The organism is Paenibacillus pasadenensis, from assembly GCF_002864175.1.
In the GTDB taxonomy this organism is placed as follows: Bacteria; Bacillota; Bacilli; order Paenibacillales; family Paenibacillaceae; genus Paenibacillus_O; species Paenibacillus_O pasadenensis.
Genome location: NZ_NFEZ01000004.1, coordinates 979,919 through 993,581, shown reverse-complemented (window position 1 = coordinate 993,581; position 13,663 = coordinate 979,919). Strand labels below are relative to the sequence as shown.

Below are 13,663 nucleotides of genomic sequence, written 5' to 3'. Positions count from 1 at the left end.
CAATGCTGCAACCCGATAAAATCGGGTTGCAGGCTCTCGGCAGCCCAGTTCCAGTGCTGCAGCCCGATAAAATCGGGTTGCGGGCTCTCCGCAGCTCAGTTCCAGTGCTGCAACCCGATAAAATCGGGTTGCGGGCTCTCGGCAGCTCGGTTCCAGTGCTGCAACCCGATAAAATCGGGTTGCAGGCTATCCGCAGCTCAGTTCCAGTGCTGTAACCCGATAAAATCGGGTTGCAGGCTCTCGGCAGCTCGGTTCCAGTGCTGCAACCCGATAAAATCGGGTTGCGGGCTCTCCGGAGAGCGGAGCCGCCCGCAAAGCAGATGTCCTCAAACGTGAATAAAATGGGGTAGACGACCGGAAAGCGGGACCGAAAAGGCCCCGCTTTTCAGAGCGGGCATCGAAACCGGCAAACCGCTTCGCGGAGCAGGGACTCGCTCCGATCTCCCTGCTGCCCAGATTCCATTGAACCCACTCCCCTGCAGGGGGGAATTCGGCCTCCAAGGGAACCGCTGCTGCTTCTCCACGAGTCCCCGTGCTCTTCGCTGCTGGTCCTTGAACATGCACCGCTTCGCGGGGGAGCCTCCGATTACTGAAATCGGACTCACATCCAAGCGCTCCGCTGACCATTGCTCCCTAATTCTCCAACTGTCTGCACACCCGAGTTACTCGGTGTTTCCGCGCAACTCCTCCCGTTTCCCCTACTGCGCACCCGAGTTACTCGGTTTTTCCGCGCAACTCCGCCCCTTTCCCATATTGCACACCCGAGTTACTCGGTTTTTCCGCGCAACTCCGCCCGTTTCCCCTGCTGCGCACCCGAGTTACTCGGTTTTTCCGCGCAACTCCGCCCGGTTCCCCTACTGCACACCTGAGTTACTCGGTTTTTCCGCGCAACTCCGCCCGTTCCGCCGACAGCGCACTCCAACCAACTCGATTTCTTCGACTTGCTGGCTCGACTTCGCGCCTCCAAGCACCTGCCAGCTCGATTTCGACTAAGACTGCCGTCTCCCGGGTATGCGGGAGGCAGTTCCCCTTGGCCTGCGCAGCGGCCTCCTTGTCCCATAAACCGGCTGCTCCCGCTCGTTCCGAAGGCCCGCTCAAAGCAGTCCTTTCACGCAAAAAATCAGCCCTGTCGCCAGGGCCGATTTTGATCTTGCGCAACCGCAACGAGGAGCAGGATCGGCCTTTCGGCCCCCCCCCCTGGTCCCTTTATTTTTTGGACAGGATGTCCGTCAGAACCGGAACGACCTGCGACTTGCGGGACACGATGCCCTTCAGCGTCGCCTTGTTGTCGTCGAGCTTGACGCCGAACGCTTCCTCGAACGCGGCCGTATGCTTGCCGAGCGCGATCGCGACGGAGTCGTTGTTGAGGATGTCCGTCGTGACGAAGACGAACAGGTCCAGCCCTTTGGAGGCGATGATGTCGTTCAGCGCCGCTTCGACCTCGGCCTGGCGGGAGAACACGTCGTTCAGGTCGACCGCGTTCACTTGCGCGATCTCGACCTTGGCGGAGCCCATCGAGAACTCCTTGGAGTCGAGGCTGATCAGCTCGGCGACGGTTTTGTCGCTCAGGTCAGCGCCGGCCTTGAGCATGTTCAGGCCGTACTCGTCGGCGTTCACGCCGGCGATCTCGGCGAGCTCGCGAGCGGCCGCCACGTCCTGCTCCGTGCAGGTCGGGGACTTGAACAGCAGCGAGTCGGAGATGATCGCCGACAGCATGAGGCCCGCGATTTCCTTTTTGACCGGCACGCCGTGCTCCTTGTACAGCTTGAGCAGGATCGTCGCCGTGCAGCCGACCGGCTCGGCGCGGTAGTACAGCGGAGCCTTGGTCTCGAAGTTGGCGATGCGGTGATGGTCGATGACCTCGATGACCGTCACTTCGTCGATGTCGGCCGCGCTCTGCTGGCGCTCGTTGTGGTCGACGAGGATGACTTGCTTCGCTTCGGCGGCTACGGCTTCGACGAGACGGGGAGCGGCGACGCCGAACTGGTCCAGCGCATACTGCGTCTCGCTGCCGACCGCGCCGAGGCGGATCGCTTCCGCTTCGACGCCGATCTGGTTCTTGAGCTCCGCATAGGCGATCGCCGAGCAGATCGTGTCCGTGTCGGGATTTTTATGGCCGAAAACAAGTACTTTGCTCATGTCAATGTTCTCCTTCGCTAACTGGAATCGGGATTCGAATAAGACCTGTCCCCGATTATACCTTAAATCCGCCCCGAGAACCATCCCTTTCATCGTCAATCCGACCCCTCCGATCGCGCTGCGGCCCCCCGTTCCCGCTCGGTTTTTCTCCTCTGCCGCCGACGGACGCCCTCCCCGCCGGCCCGTTCAAACGCTGCCGGCCCGCGCCTCGTCTCCCTTCAGCCTCAACGCGTCCAGAAGCCCGCTCTGCAGGGCCGGGTTCGAGGCGACAAGACTGCGCTCGCTCAAGCGGTAAGGGCCGGCGGAGGCGGTCGTCGCCGCGCCGCCCGCCTCGAGCAGGATGATCAGCCCGGCCGCGACATCCCATGGATACAGCCCGTCATGCCAAAATCCGCTCAGCCTGCCGCAGGCCACGAGGCATAGATCGAGGCTGGCGGCGCCGAAGATCCGGACCGTGCGCGCCGTGCCGGCGATGCGGTTCATTTGCGCGATCGCTCGCGAGCCTTCGCGCCAGTCGGATGCCTGAAAGCCGGTCGCGAGCGTCGCGTCGGGCAAGGACCGCTCCTCGCTGACCCGGATCGGCTGGCCGTTCCGATAAGCGCCTTTGCCGGCGGAAGCATGGTACAGCTCCCCCGTCGAAGGATTGTAGACGACGCCATGCAGCAGGCAGCCGTCCTTCATGATGCCGATCGACACGGCGAAATGCTCGATTCCGTGCACGAAATTGATCGTTCCGTCGATCGGATCGACGATCCAGCCGCAGCCCGGCAGCGGCTGCTCCATGAAGCGGAACGGATCGCCCGCGCCGTCCGTCTCCTCCGACAGGATCCAGTGGTCCGGATAGTCTCGCGCGATCGCCTGCCGCAGCAGCTGCTCGCTGCGCAGATCGACCTCGGTCACCAGGTCGGCGTGGTTCGCTTTGTCGCGGATCCGGTAGGGCTCGCTCATGCCTCGCAGAATCTGGTCGCCCGCCTCTTTGGCATAACGGATCGCCGAAGCCAGCATCGCTTCTCCGCCTTCTTGGTCTCTATTCATTGAATCCGGAAACTCCCTTTCTTGGCCTAGAATCGCGGAGCGCCGCCTTTCAGCCGCCGATCTCCGCGTGGATCCGTCCGCGCGCCAGCAGGAGGCTCTCCCCCGGCGGCACCGATCCCGTCAGGCACAGCCTGCTCCCGGAGCCGCGAAGCATTCCGTTCCAGCGCTCTGCCAGCGGCTCCGCCCGCTCCGCGCAGATCGGGATGACGCATGCCTCCGGCCGCACCAGCTCCAGCAGCCAAGCCTGAAAGCTGTCCTCCAGCCCGTGATGCGGCGCCTTCCATATCCGGCTCGCCAGTCGGCTCCTTCGCGCCAGACGCGTCCAGCCCCCCTCCATCAGATCGCCGCCGAACAGCACGCCGACCGTTTCGTCGCCATCCGCCGTCAGCCGGTAGACCGAGCTGTCGTCGTTCGACTTGTCGAAAAAGCCGGCCAGCTCGGCCAGCCGCTCCTCCTCGGGACGTCCGTCCGCATCGAAAACGCTGTGGAGAACCTCAAGCGCGGGGAGCGGATCGTCCTGCCACGGGTACAGATGCTCCAGCCGGAAGCCGTGCTCCTCCCAGACGACGGAGCTCTCCGCCGATGCGTGCCGAGATCTCCAGCGGATCTCGGTTCCCCGAGCCTCCAGCAGCCGGATCAGCTCCCGATACGTCTCCAGGATGCCGCAAACGCGCCTGGTCAGCTCCGAAGCCTCCCGCTCCAGCTCCGGACGGAAGCGGACGGCCCGCTCGGGAAGCCCGTACGGCAAAATCGCGAGCGCGACCTCGACGCTGCGGACGACGTCGAGCAAGCCGTTCAGATGATCCTCATGCAGATGCGTCACGATCATGGCGTCCAGCCGGCGCAACCCGCGGCGCTCCATCCAGCGAAGCGGATGGTCCCGCCCCTCGGCGAGCGAGCCGTCTCCGCCATCGATCAGCGTCAACGCCCCGGACGGCAGCCGGATGAAATGGGCGTCACCCCAGCCGACGTTCAGAAAGTGGACGGATGCGTTCATGCGTCTCGCCTTCCTTTCTTTCGGAATCCGCCTCATCCGACAGGACATGGATCTTGTCGGCGGCGCACGACAGGCGGACCGTGCCGTCCAGCACGCCGGTGACGCTCGGATCGGCATCGTCCACGATCAGCGTCGTCTCCCCGCACTGCACCTCATACCGGACCTGGCGCCCCAGGAAGCTGCTGCCGGATATCGCCCCCATCCAGCGGTTCTCCGGCTCCGCATCGCCCTCGTCCGCTCCGATGCGGAGGCATTCGGGCCGGATCATCAGCGTCGCCCTGTCGCCCGGCCGGAACGTCCTCCCGGCAGAGGAGGCGCGCAGCAGCACGTCCCGGCAGCGGACGAGCAGGACTCCGTCCCGCACGTCCTCCACGATGCCGGCCAGCAGGTTGGCCGTTCCGACAAAGTCGGCCACAAACGCATTGGCCGGCTCGTAGTAGACCTCCCAGGGCGTGCCGGCCTGGCGAATGCGCCCTTTTTCGAACACCGCGACATAGTCGGACAAGGACAGCGCCTCGTCCTGGTCGTGGGTGACGAATACGGCGGTAATGCCGGCGCGCCGCTGCAGCTCGCGCAGCTCGCGGCGGACCTCGACCCGCATCTTGGCGTCGAGATTGCTCAGCGGCTCGTCCATCAGCAGGATGTCACGGCCGGTGACGAGCGCCCTAGCGAACGCCACCCGCTGCTGCTGCCCGCCGCTGAGCTGCTTCGGCAGCCGCTTTTCCAGCCCCTGCAGGCCGAACAGGTCCATCATCTCGCCGACCCGCGCGGCCGTTTCGGCCTTGCGGGCTTTTTGCAGCTTCAGGCCGTAGGCGATATTCTCCTGCACCGTCATATGGGGAAACAGCGCATAGTCCTGGAAAACGAGCGGCGTCTTGCGGCGGAATGCCGGAACTCCGTTCATCTCGGCTCCGTCGATGCGGATGCTTCCGCTGTCCGGCTCGTCGAAGCCGGCGAGCAGCCGCAGCAAGGTCGTCTTGCCGCAGCCGCTCGGCCCGAGCAGCGTCGTGAAGCTGCCTCGCGGAACGTCCAGCGTGACGCTCCGCAGGGCGGAGAAGGCGCCGAACGACTTGGTCACGTCGTCGATTCGAATATGCGGCTGAGCAGCGTTGTTCATGATTTCCTCCGATCGTAGGCGAACAGGATCAGCCGCGAGGCGGCCAGCAGGGCAAAGGCGATCAGGATGAGCGTGACGGTGAGCGCCGACGCGCCTCCCCAGACGCCGCTTTGGACGAGGCTCAGGATGGAGATCGTGCCGACGGATGTGGACGACGAATACAGGAAGATGATGACGCTCAGACAGGTGACCGAACGCAGGAACGAGAGCGTGAAGCCGGAGAGGATCGGGCCTCTCAGCAGCGGCAGCAGGACGCTTCGCAGCGTGCGGAGGGTGCCTCCGCCAAGGTTCAGCGACGCCTCCTCCAGCGATCTTCCGATCTGCTGCAGGCCTGCGAGGCATGCGCTGTAGCAGGTCGGCAAGTTCCAGAACAGCAGCGCCAGCACCATGATCGCGGACGTGCCTGCCAGCTCGAAGGGCGGCCCGTTGAACGCCATCGCGAAGCCGAGGCCGAGAAAGACGCCGGGAACGGCGCCGGGCAGAATCGCCAGGACGTCGAGCAGCCGGTTGATGCCGACCTGCTTGCGCTGGACGAGATAAGCGAGCAGCATAGCCAGCGCGACGGCGCCGAGAGAGGAGACGGCCGCGAAGCGGATGCTGTTCCATAGCTCGCTGCCTTTGGCGGTCACATACTTCATGTTCTGCAAGGTGAGGCTCCAGTCATAGCCCCATGTCCGGGCGAACGCCCCGTAGACCAGTACGCCGTATACGGCGAGCACGAAGAGCGAGACGAACAGGCAGCAGGCGAACAGGCTCCATTTGAGCGCCGGCGGCGCGGGATAAGCCTTGAGGCTCGATTCCTTGCCCGTGACGGTCACGTACGAGCGCTTCCCCACCCACAGCCGATTGACGAGAAAGAGGACAAGCGCGGGCACGAGCAGGGCGGTCGACAGCACGGACGCCGCCGACAGGTCGAACCAGCCGGACATCTGCATGTAGGCTTCCGTAGGAAGCAAGGCGAAGTTGCCCGCGATGATCATCGGATTGCCGAAGTCCGCGAGCACGTTCATCGCGGCGATCAGCGCGCCTCCGGCAATGCCCGGACGGCAGAGCGGCAGAAAGACATGCCGGAACGCCTGCCAGCGCGAGGCGCCCAGATTATGCGCCGCATGCTCCAGATGAGCGGCCGCGGCCTGCATCACGCCGTGGATGACCGTGAAGGCGTAAGGGAAAAAGGTGATCGTCTGCACGAGCCATAACCCCTGCCAGCCGTAAATGTCGAGGTTCAGATGAAGCAGATGCTTGGATACGAGTCCTTGCCTGCCGAACAGCAGGATATAGGAAAGCGCCACGATGAAAGGCGGCGAGACGACCGGAAGCAGCGTAATGAACCGGAAAAAGCCTTTCAGCGGGATGTCGAGCCTGACGATGGAATAAGCGAAAAGGAACGCGAGCGCGGTGCAGGATGCGGTCGACAGCACCGTCATGAACAAGCTGTTCAAGCCGGCGCGCATCCAGCGCTCGTTGGTCAGCAGCTGCAAATAATCGGCCGCGCCAGGATAGCTGACGACCTTGACGACCGGCCACAGCACAAATACGCAGGCAGTCGCCAGGACGGCGGCGAGGACAAGGAAAAGGACGGGCTCGCGCTTGAGCTTCTTGATGGCCATCTACCCCGTTTCAGAAAAAACTACCTGCTCCGACGCCGCTCTCCGCCCGGGTTCGGAGCGGAGCGAGACGGCGGAGCAGGCTGACTTCGGCGTTTCAGTTCGTGCCGGTCATTCCGACGAACCGCTTCACGACTTCTTCCTTCATGGCGGCAGCCTTTTCGCGGTCGTACTCGACGAGGCTGATCTCCTCGATTTTCGGCATGCCCTCCGGAGGCGCCACATCGGCCCGGACGGAGTAGCGGTTCGACAGCTTCGTGTTCAGCTCTCCGGCTTCTTTGGTCAGCAGCCAGTCCACGAACGCTTTGGCGTTGTCGACATTGGCCCCGCCCTTGACGATGCCGACGCCGCCGATTTCAAATGCGGTCTGCTCCGGCACGATCGCCTTGATCGGATAGCCTTGCTTCATCGTCTTGACGATGTCGTGCGCCCAGGACATGCCCGCGATGAATTCGCCCGTCGCGGTCAGGTTGATTCCGTCGCCGGCCTTTTGCGTGTAGTGATGGACGTTGCCGTTCAGCTTCTCGAGGTATTCCCAGCCCTGCTGCTCGCCGAGGCGGAACAGCTGGTCCGCGACGAAGATGTAGCCGCCGCCCGCGGTCGCCGGATTGGACGTGATGAACTGCCTCTTGTACGACTCATCCAGCAGGTCGTCCCATGTTTTCGGCTCCTGCACGCCCTTGGGCGCAAGCTCCTTCTCGAAGCGCTCCGTGTTCAGCACGATGCCGAGGACGCCCATATACCAGCCCTGCCAGTAGCCGTTCGGATCGTTGAACTTGGCATCGATCTGGCTGGCGTTGGCCGACGTATACTTCTCCAGCAGTCCTTGCTCGGCCAGCGGCTGGTAGAACTCGACCGATCCGCCGACCAGGATGTCCGCTTTGGGAGCATCCTTCTCGGCCTGGACCCGAGTGCTCGCCTCGCCAGCGCTGCCGAGGTTGAGCGATTCGATCTCGATGCCGGTATCTTTCTTGAACTGGTCCTTGAGCTGGATGACGTCATCCTCGTTCAACGCCGAGTAGACGACCAGCTTTTTCGACGCCGGCGCGCTCGGCGACGGCTCGGCTCCGGCCTCCGCTTGCGCAGAGCCCGACCCGGAATTCGCTTCTCCGGCGGAGCCGCCGTTCTGGCCGCAAGCCGTCACCGTCAATGTCGCGGCAAGCGCAGTCGCCAGAATCATGCCTTTTCTCGTTTTACCCCATCTCCACTCCATGCCAGATCCTCCTTTTATCTCTCCCAAGCTGTCTGACAGCTTTAGAATAACGGAGAATGATTTGCCCCATGTCAGCATTTTGTGAACCCTTTTTTAAGAAAAAAAAAGCATCCGCCATTAAGGCGGATGCTTCATGCTTCATGCTTCCTGATTCATGCTCATGCAGCCGGGGAGAAATCGTTCAGTCTCGCCGGACGACGAGCTTGAACGCGCTGCTTTTCAAATAATCCAAGGAGTAGAACACGGGACGGTCGTTCTCGTCGACATGCAGCTGCTTCAGCAGGATCAGCTCGCCGCCGAGCACCTCGGCCGCCTTCCGATCCCGTTCGCTGGCCGTGCCGACCGCGCTGATCTCGGTCAGCGCATAGGCGATGCGGATGCCGAGCTTGCGGTCTAAAAAGTCGAATATGGCGCCGGAGAAGCCTTCGTCGAAATGACCGCCTGCGATCTCCCGGGGAAAGATGTTGTAGTAGAACGCCACCTTCTGCCCGTCCGCCGTCCGAATCCGCTCCAGCACCACGACCGGCTCGTCCGTCCGCAGCTTCTCCATCCATTCCGGCTCGGCCTCGCGCGTATACACGCTGACGTCCGCCTCGCTCACCTTGTAGCCTACGCTCTGGATCATCTCGCCGAGACTGCGCAGCTTGTTCAACGAATTCTCGATCGAAAAAGGCCGTTCGTTCACATAGGTGCCGACGCCGTTCCGGCTGAGCAGGACGCCTTCCCTCTGCAGCATCTTCAGCGCCTCCCGCAAAGTGGGGCGGCTCACGTCGAATTGCTTGGCGAGCGCCGGCTCGGACGGAAGCTTGTCGCCCGGCTCGAGCTCCCCGGACTGAATTCTGCGCTCGATTTCTTCTTTGACCAGGATATAACGAGGTTTCTTTTCCATTTGGCGGGTTTCCCTTTGTCTTTGGCTAGAATACCCTCATTATTCCGCAAAAGGGAAGGCAACGCAATGCCGGAGCGCCGAGCGGCGCCGGTCTTTATTTCGCTTCGACGGATGCGGTCAGCTTGGCTTGGCCGTTGCTGGTCACGGCATTGACCCAGGACGCGGTCGTCCCTGGCGCCACGACGGCGGACACATAGCCCATGTCGTCGTCTCCCGACGTTCCGTCGGAATCATACACGTGGATCTCGACATTCGTATTCGACGGCTTGGCGACATAGACGGCATTGTAGCTGTCGGAGAATTGAGGTCCGAATTCCGCATCGTTGGCGCCGAATACGATCCGGTAGTCCTGCAATTTCGGAGCGTCGTTCTTTTTCCAGAACCTCGCATCCGTCTGCCCCTGGCCGTTGACGTACGCCTTGATGAAGATGTCGCTCTTGCCGCCGAAAGGATCCCGGTCCTCCAGGCTCTGCACGCTCTCGAGCACGATCTTGTGCGAGTAATACGGGTTGTGCACATACTGATGCGAAAACGCGCCGAGACCGTTCAGATGCACGTCGACATGATGGGCCGGATCGGACCAGTTCATGCCTTGCAGCGCAGGACCGTCGTCGCTGTCGTCCCAGCCCCAAGGCGCATTGGCGGAATTGGACGTGTAGTTGTCGCCTCGGATCGTTCCCCAGGACGAGAAAATCGAGGAATCATGCCTTTTTGCCCACAGGTCGCCCCACTCCAGGAGCGCATAGCCGTAGTGATGGACGTAGCTGCCGGTGGCGTTCGTCGGGAACTCCGCCGTGCCCGTATAGTCGTATACGATGCCGTCGCCGCCAGGCGCGCTCGACCCGTCATAGGCTTTGATGCCGTGCCCGCCGCTCGGGCTTTGGCCGTTCGCCTGACTGAACACCTTCGGATGGCTTCCGTTGAACAGCACGCCGCCGTCCACGTTGTCCGAGCCGGAGGTGATGGTCGGATCGTTCGTGTAGTCATACCACTGGTTATGCGCCATCGTCTCCATCAGATGGAACTTGCCGTACTCGGAGCCGTCCTTGCGGATGACGACGATGATGCCTTCCAGGTCGTTCTCATGCGCGTCGAGCGGTCTCGTATAGGCGTCGTCCCGAGGATGGAACAAATCGTACTCGATGAAATAATGCGTCAGCGTCTCCGCGACCTTGTAGTACACATACGCTTTCTGCTCGTAGTTGTGCAGATTGTCCCAGTTGTTGAGCGGCAAATAATCCCCGTCATAGTTGAAGCTGGAGATGAAGTCCGCCCTCGCGTCGAGGTCTGCGTTGACGTCCTGATAAATTTGCGGCGCCCAATGAGCCGCCAGATCCGCATAGCTCGGCGCCGCATGGCTCGTCCCGCCTGCGCCTCCCAACAACGATGCCGCCAGTACCGATCCGACCAGAGCCAGTTTCTTCCACATTCCTTGCTCCTCCATTTCAAATCGAGCGTTATTTTTTGAAGCTGTCTGACATCTATGATTATAAGCACGCTCCTCACCGCCGATCTAGACGCGCTTTGTTAAATGAAAAGCCGAATTGGATCAGGGAATCCAACCGAAAAAGGCCCCCGAAGGGGCCTTGCGCTCGAATTCAATCAACGTCCTTCGTCCGAAAGAGCCCGGGAGGAACGGCTGCGGGCCAGCGCCAGGCCGAGCAGCAGCCCGAGCAGCGACAGGCCCGACATCGTCACATACATCGTCTGGCCGCCGAAGCGGTCGAACAGCCAGCCGCCGGCGTAGGAAGCGACGATGCCGGACACGCCGAAGAACAGCAGCGCCAGCACCGTCTGGCCGGTCGCCCTCCACTCCTGCGGCACGATCCGGTACAGGTACTGGATCGCCGCCGAGTAGAATACCGGGAACGTGATGATCTGCAGCAGCTGCAGCAGGACGAGCCCGAACGGCTCCGTGATCCATGCGCTCAGGAAGAAGCGGATGAAGTAGAAGAAGCCGGCGATGGAGATGAGCAGCAGCTCGCGGCCGCGGCGCAGCCACCAGAAGCTGAGCGCGAATACGGCGATCTCGCTGCCCGCCGCGAGGAACCAGGCTTGGCCGAGCAGCTCTGGCCCGCCTCCGAGCGAGCCGATGTAGACGCCGAGGAACGTGTCGTTCACGCGCTGCGGGACGGCGCTGATGAAGATCAGCAGCAGGAACAGCGCCGTCTGCCGGTTCCGCAGGAAGCCGGCCAGGCTGGCAAGCCGCACGGGCTCCCCGGAAGCGTCGGCATCCGGCATGAGGAATCCGGCCAGCAGGCATAGCGCGCCGACGGCGGCGAATGTGAGGCCGAGGCTGGAAGCGCCGAAGCCGGACATGATGTAGCCGACCGCCAGCGACATGACGGCATAGCCGAACGCGCCGTAGGTGCGGATCGAGCCGTAGCTGACGCCGCGGCTCTCCGCCGTGCGGAAGTTCAGGCTTTCCAGCAGAGGGTCGATCGGCATCAAGCAGAAGTACAGCAGCATCGCCAGGCCGAGCAGCAGCGGGAAGCTGGCCGTGCCGTAAAGGAAATACCCGATGACCGCCGAGCAGACGGTGAGCAGCAGCATGATCTTGCGCACCGTGCGCAGCCGGTCGCTGATCATGCCCCAGAGCGGCTGGGCGATGATCGTGACGAAGCCGCCGGTGCCGGTGATGAGCCCGATCTGCATCGGGGTCAGTCCCTTTTGATCCAGATAGACGGGCATGAACGAGACGAACATGGCGAGCAGGGAGAAATAGAGGAAGTTGTAGGCCTTGAGAGTGGACGTTCCTTGGCGCATCGGATGGTCAAGCCTCTTTCACGGAAATTCGCGCGCATGCGGATCGTGGCGTCGGACATGGGAAGCGCGTCTACCCAGCATACCACAGCCGAGGGGCTGGCCTGCGCAAAAAAACCGGAGGCCGCAGGAAAATCCCTGCAGCCCCCGGTCCGGGGTGCGCATGCATGAGCTCAATGGGCCGAAGCGTACTCGCGCTCCTGCTCGGCGACGGCCGCGGGGTCCATCTTGCCGTTGCCCATGAAGAAGGCGCATAGCAGCGCCAGCGCCGCCGGCACGATCGCCCAAGCGAACGTCTGCACGATCGACGACGACAGGCCGCCCGTAATCCGCTCGAGCAGATCCGGCGGAATCTGGGCGCGCAGGGCGGGGTCCATCAGCTCGCGCGGATCATGCAGCGTGAAGCCGGGAAGGCCCGCTCCGTCGGCCGCGCCCGCGACCGCTCCGCCCGCCGTGCCCGCGGCTCCCGCCGCGTCGGCGCCGGCAGCCGCCCCCGGCTGGGCGCCGCCGGCCGCTCCGCCAAGCGCCGATTCCAGCTTGCGCGTGAACAGATGGCTCTGGATGATGCCGAACACCGTGATGCCGACCGCCATGCCGAGCGTGCGCAGGAAGCTCAGCGTCGAGCTCGCCGCGCCGCGGTCCTGGACCGGCACCGAGAACATGCAGGCGTTGCTCAGCACGGAGAACGAAGCGCCGATGCCGAGGCCGACGAGCACCATGAACAGGCGCATCACCCAGATGTTCGTGCCGGCGCCGATCGTCGTCAGCAGCGCGAGGCCGACCACGAGCAGCGCGAGCGTCGGAATCATCAGCGTGCGGTACTTGAACTTGGTCATGAGGAAGCCGCCGAGCGTCGCCGTGACGACCGAGCCGACCATCATCGGCAGCAGCACGAGGCCGGAGTTGGTCGCCTTGCCGCCCATGACGCCGGAGATGAAGATCGGAATGTACATCGAGGCGGAGATGAACGCCGCGCCGGCGAAGATGCCGACGAGATTGCTCGAGGCGTAGACGCGGCTGCGGAACATGCGGAACGTGATGATCGGCTCCTTGGCCCGCAGCTCGAACAGCACGAACAGCACCGTCAGCACGGCGAAGCCGCCGAACAGCCCGAGGATGAGCGCGGAGTCCCAGCCGTACGTCGTGCCGCCGATCGTCTTGCCGCCGAGCTCGAGCGCGAAGATAAGGCAGATGACCGCCCCGACGAGCGTCGCCGCTCCGCCCCAGTCGATGATCTGGCGGCTATGCTTCTGCGACTCGCGATAGAAGCCCCAGACGAAGATCAGCGAGATCAGTCCGAGCGGCAGATTGATGTAGAAGATCCAGTTCCAGTGGATGTAATCCGTAATGTACGCTCCGAGCAGCGGCCCGAAGATGCTGGAGAGGCCGAACACCGCTCCGAACAGGCCGCCGAGCTTGCCGCGCTGCTCCGCCGGAACCGCGTCGAACATGATCGTGAAGGCGACCGGAATCATCGCGCCGCCGCCGAGGCCCTGGATCGCCCGGTACAGCGCCAGCTGCTCGATCGAGGCGGCCGTGCCGCAAAGGGCCGATCCGATCATGAAGACGATGAGTCCGAACACGAAAAACCGCTTGCGCCCGTACATGTCGGACAGCTTGCCGAAAATCGGCATGCCGGCCATTTCGGCGACCATGTACGCCGAGGTGACCCAGACGAACTTGTCGAGTCCGCCGAGCTCGCCTACAATGGTTCCCATAGCCGTCGACACGATCGTCTGATCCATCGAGGCCATGAGCATGCCGAGCAGCAGCCCGGCAATGACCAGCCCAACGGGATTGCGGGTGGCTTGTTTCATTTGCTGATCCTCTTCCTTTCCTGCTTGCGTCCCTTTGGCCGGGACGCGTCCTTCATCATTATAGCCACGGCAGCCGTCCGCAAAAT

The 13,663-nt window shown here is 63.0% G+C and carries 10 protein-coding genes; all 10 read right to left on the bottom strand.

Features of this window, described 5'->3' with window-relative positions; all coding sequences use genetic code 11:
- Positions 1-1,206: 1,206 nt before the first annotated feature.
- The 10 genes from B8V81_RS13905 to B8V81_RS13860 all read right to left on the bottom strand — a co-directional run bounded on the left by B8V81_RS13905 (position 1,207) and on the right by B8V81_RS13860 (position 13,577).
- The gene (locus B8V81_RS13905; protein ID WP_028600287.1) at positions 1,207-2,139 is read right to left on the bottom strand and encodes a manganese-dependent inorganic pyrophosphatase; all 933 of its coding nucleotides are present in this window, start codon (positions 2,137-2,139) and stop codon (positions 1,207-1,209) included.
- A gap of 186 nt (positions 2,140-2,325) precedes the next feature.
- On the bottom strand, positions 2,326-3,174 hold the full coding sequence (locus B8V81_RS13900) for an inositol monophosphatase family protein (RefSeq protein WP_084137532.1): 849 nt from the start codon (positions 3,172-3,174) through the stop codon (positions 2,326-2,328).
- Between the two features lie 49 nt (positions 3,175-3,223).
- Positions 3,224-4,171 carry a ComEC/Rec2 family competence protein gene (locus B8V81_RS13895; protein ID WP_028600286.1) on the bottom strand — a complete coding sequence of 316 codons (948 nt, stop codon included), beginning with the start codon at positions 4,169-4,171 and terminating at the stop codon, positions 3,224-3,226.
- On the bottom strand, positions 4,131-5,288 hold the full coding sequence (locus tag B8V81_RS13890) for an ABC transporter ATP-binding protein (protein ID WP_052333544.1): 1,158 nt from the start codon (positions 5,286-5,288) through the stop codon (positions 4,131-4,133). Before B8V81_RS13890 ends, B8V81_RS13895 begins: the two co-directional genes overlap by 41 nt.
- Positions 5,285-6,898 (bottom strand): ABC transporter permease, encoded by a 1,614-nt coding sequence (locus tag B8V81_RS13885; protein WP_028600285.1) that lies wholly within the window; start codon positions 6,896-6,898, stop codon positions 5,285-5,287. The genes B8V81_RS13890 and B8V81_RS13885 overlap by 4 nt, the downstream gene beginning before the upstream one ends.
- Positions 6,899-6,992: 94 nt before the next feature.
- The gene (locus B8V81_RS13880) at positions 6,993-8,108 is read right to left on the bottom strand and encodes an ABC transporter substrate-binding protein (protein WP_164820200.1); all 1,116 of its coding nucleotides are present in this window, start codon (positions 8,106-8,108) and stop codon (positions 6,993-6,995) included.
- 181 nt (positions 8,109-8,289) lie between these two features.
- On the bottom strand, positions 8,290-8,997 hold the full coding sequence (locus B8V81_RS13875) for a GntR family transcriptional regulator (RefSeq protein ID WP_028600283.1): 708 nt from the start codon (positions 8,995-8,997) through the stop codon (positions 8,290-8,292).
- Positions 8,998-9,091: 94 nt separating this feature from the next.
- Positions 9,092-10,426 carry a hypothetical protein gene (locus B8V81_RS13870; protein ID WP_052333543.1) on the bottom strand — a complete coding sequence of 445 codons (1,335 nt, stop codon included), beginning with the start codon at positions 10,424-10,426 and terminating at the stop codon, positions 9,092-9,094.
- 173 nt (positions 10,427-10,599) lie between these two features.
- Positions 10,600-11,763, bottom strand: a complete 1,164-nt coding sequence (locus B8V81_RS13865; protein WP_028600282.1) for an MFS transporter — start codon at positions 11,761-11,763, stop codon at positions 10,600-10,602.
- A gap of 170 nt (positions 11,764-11,933) precedes the next feature.
- Positions 11,934-13,577, bottom strand: a complete 1,644-nt coding sequence (locus tag B8V81_RS13860; protein ID WP_028600281.1) for an MDR family MFS transporter — start codon at positions 13,575-13,577, stop codon at positions 11,934-11,936.
- Positions 13,578-13,663: the final 86 nt, after the last annotated feature.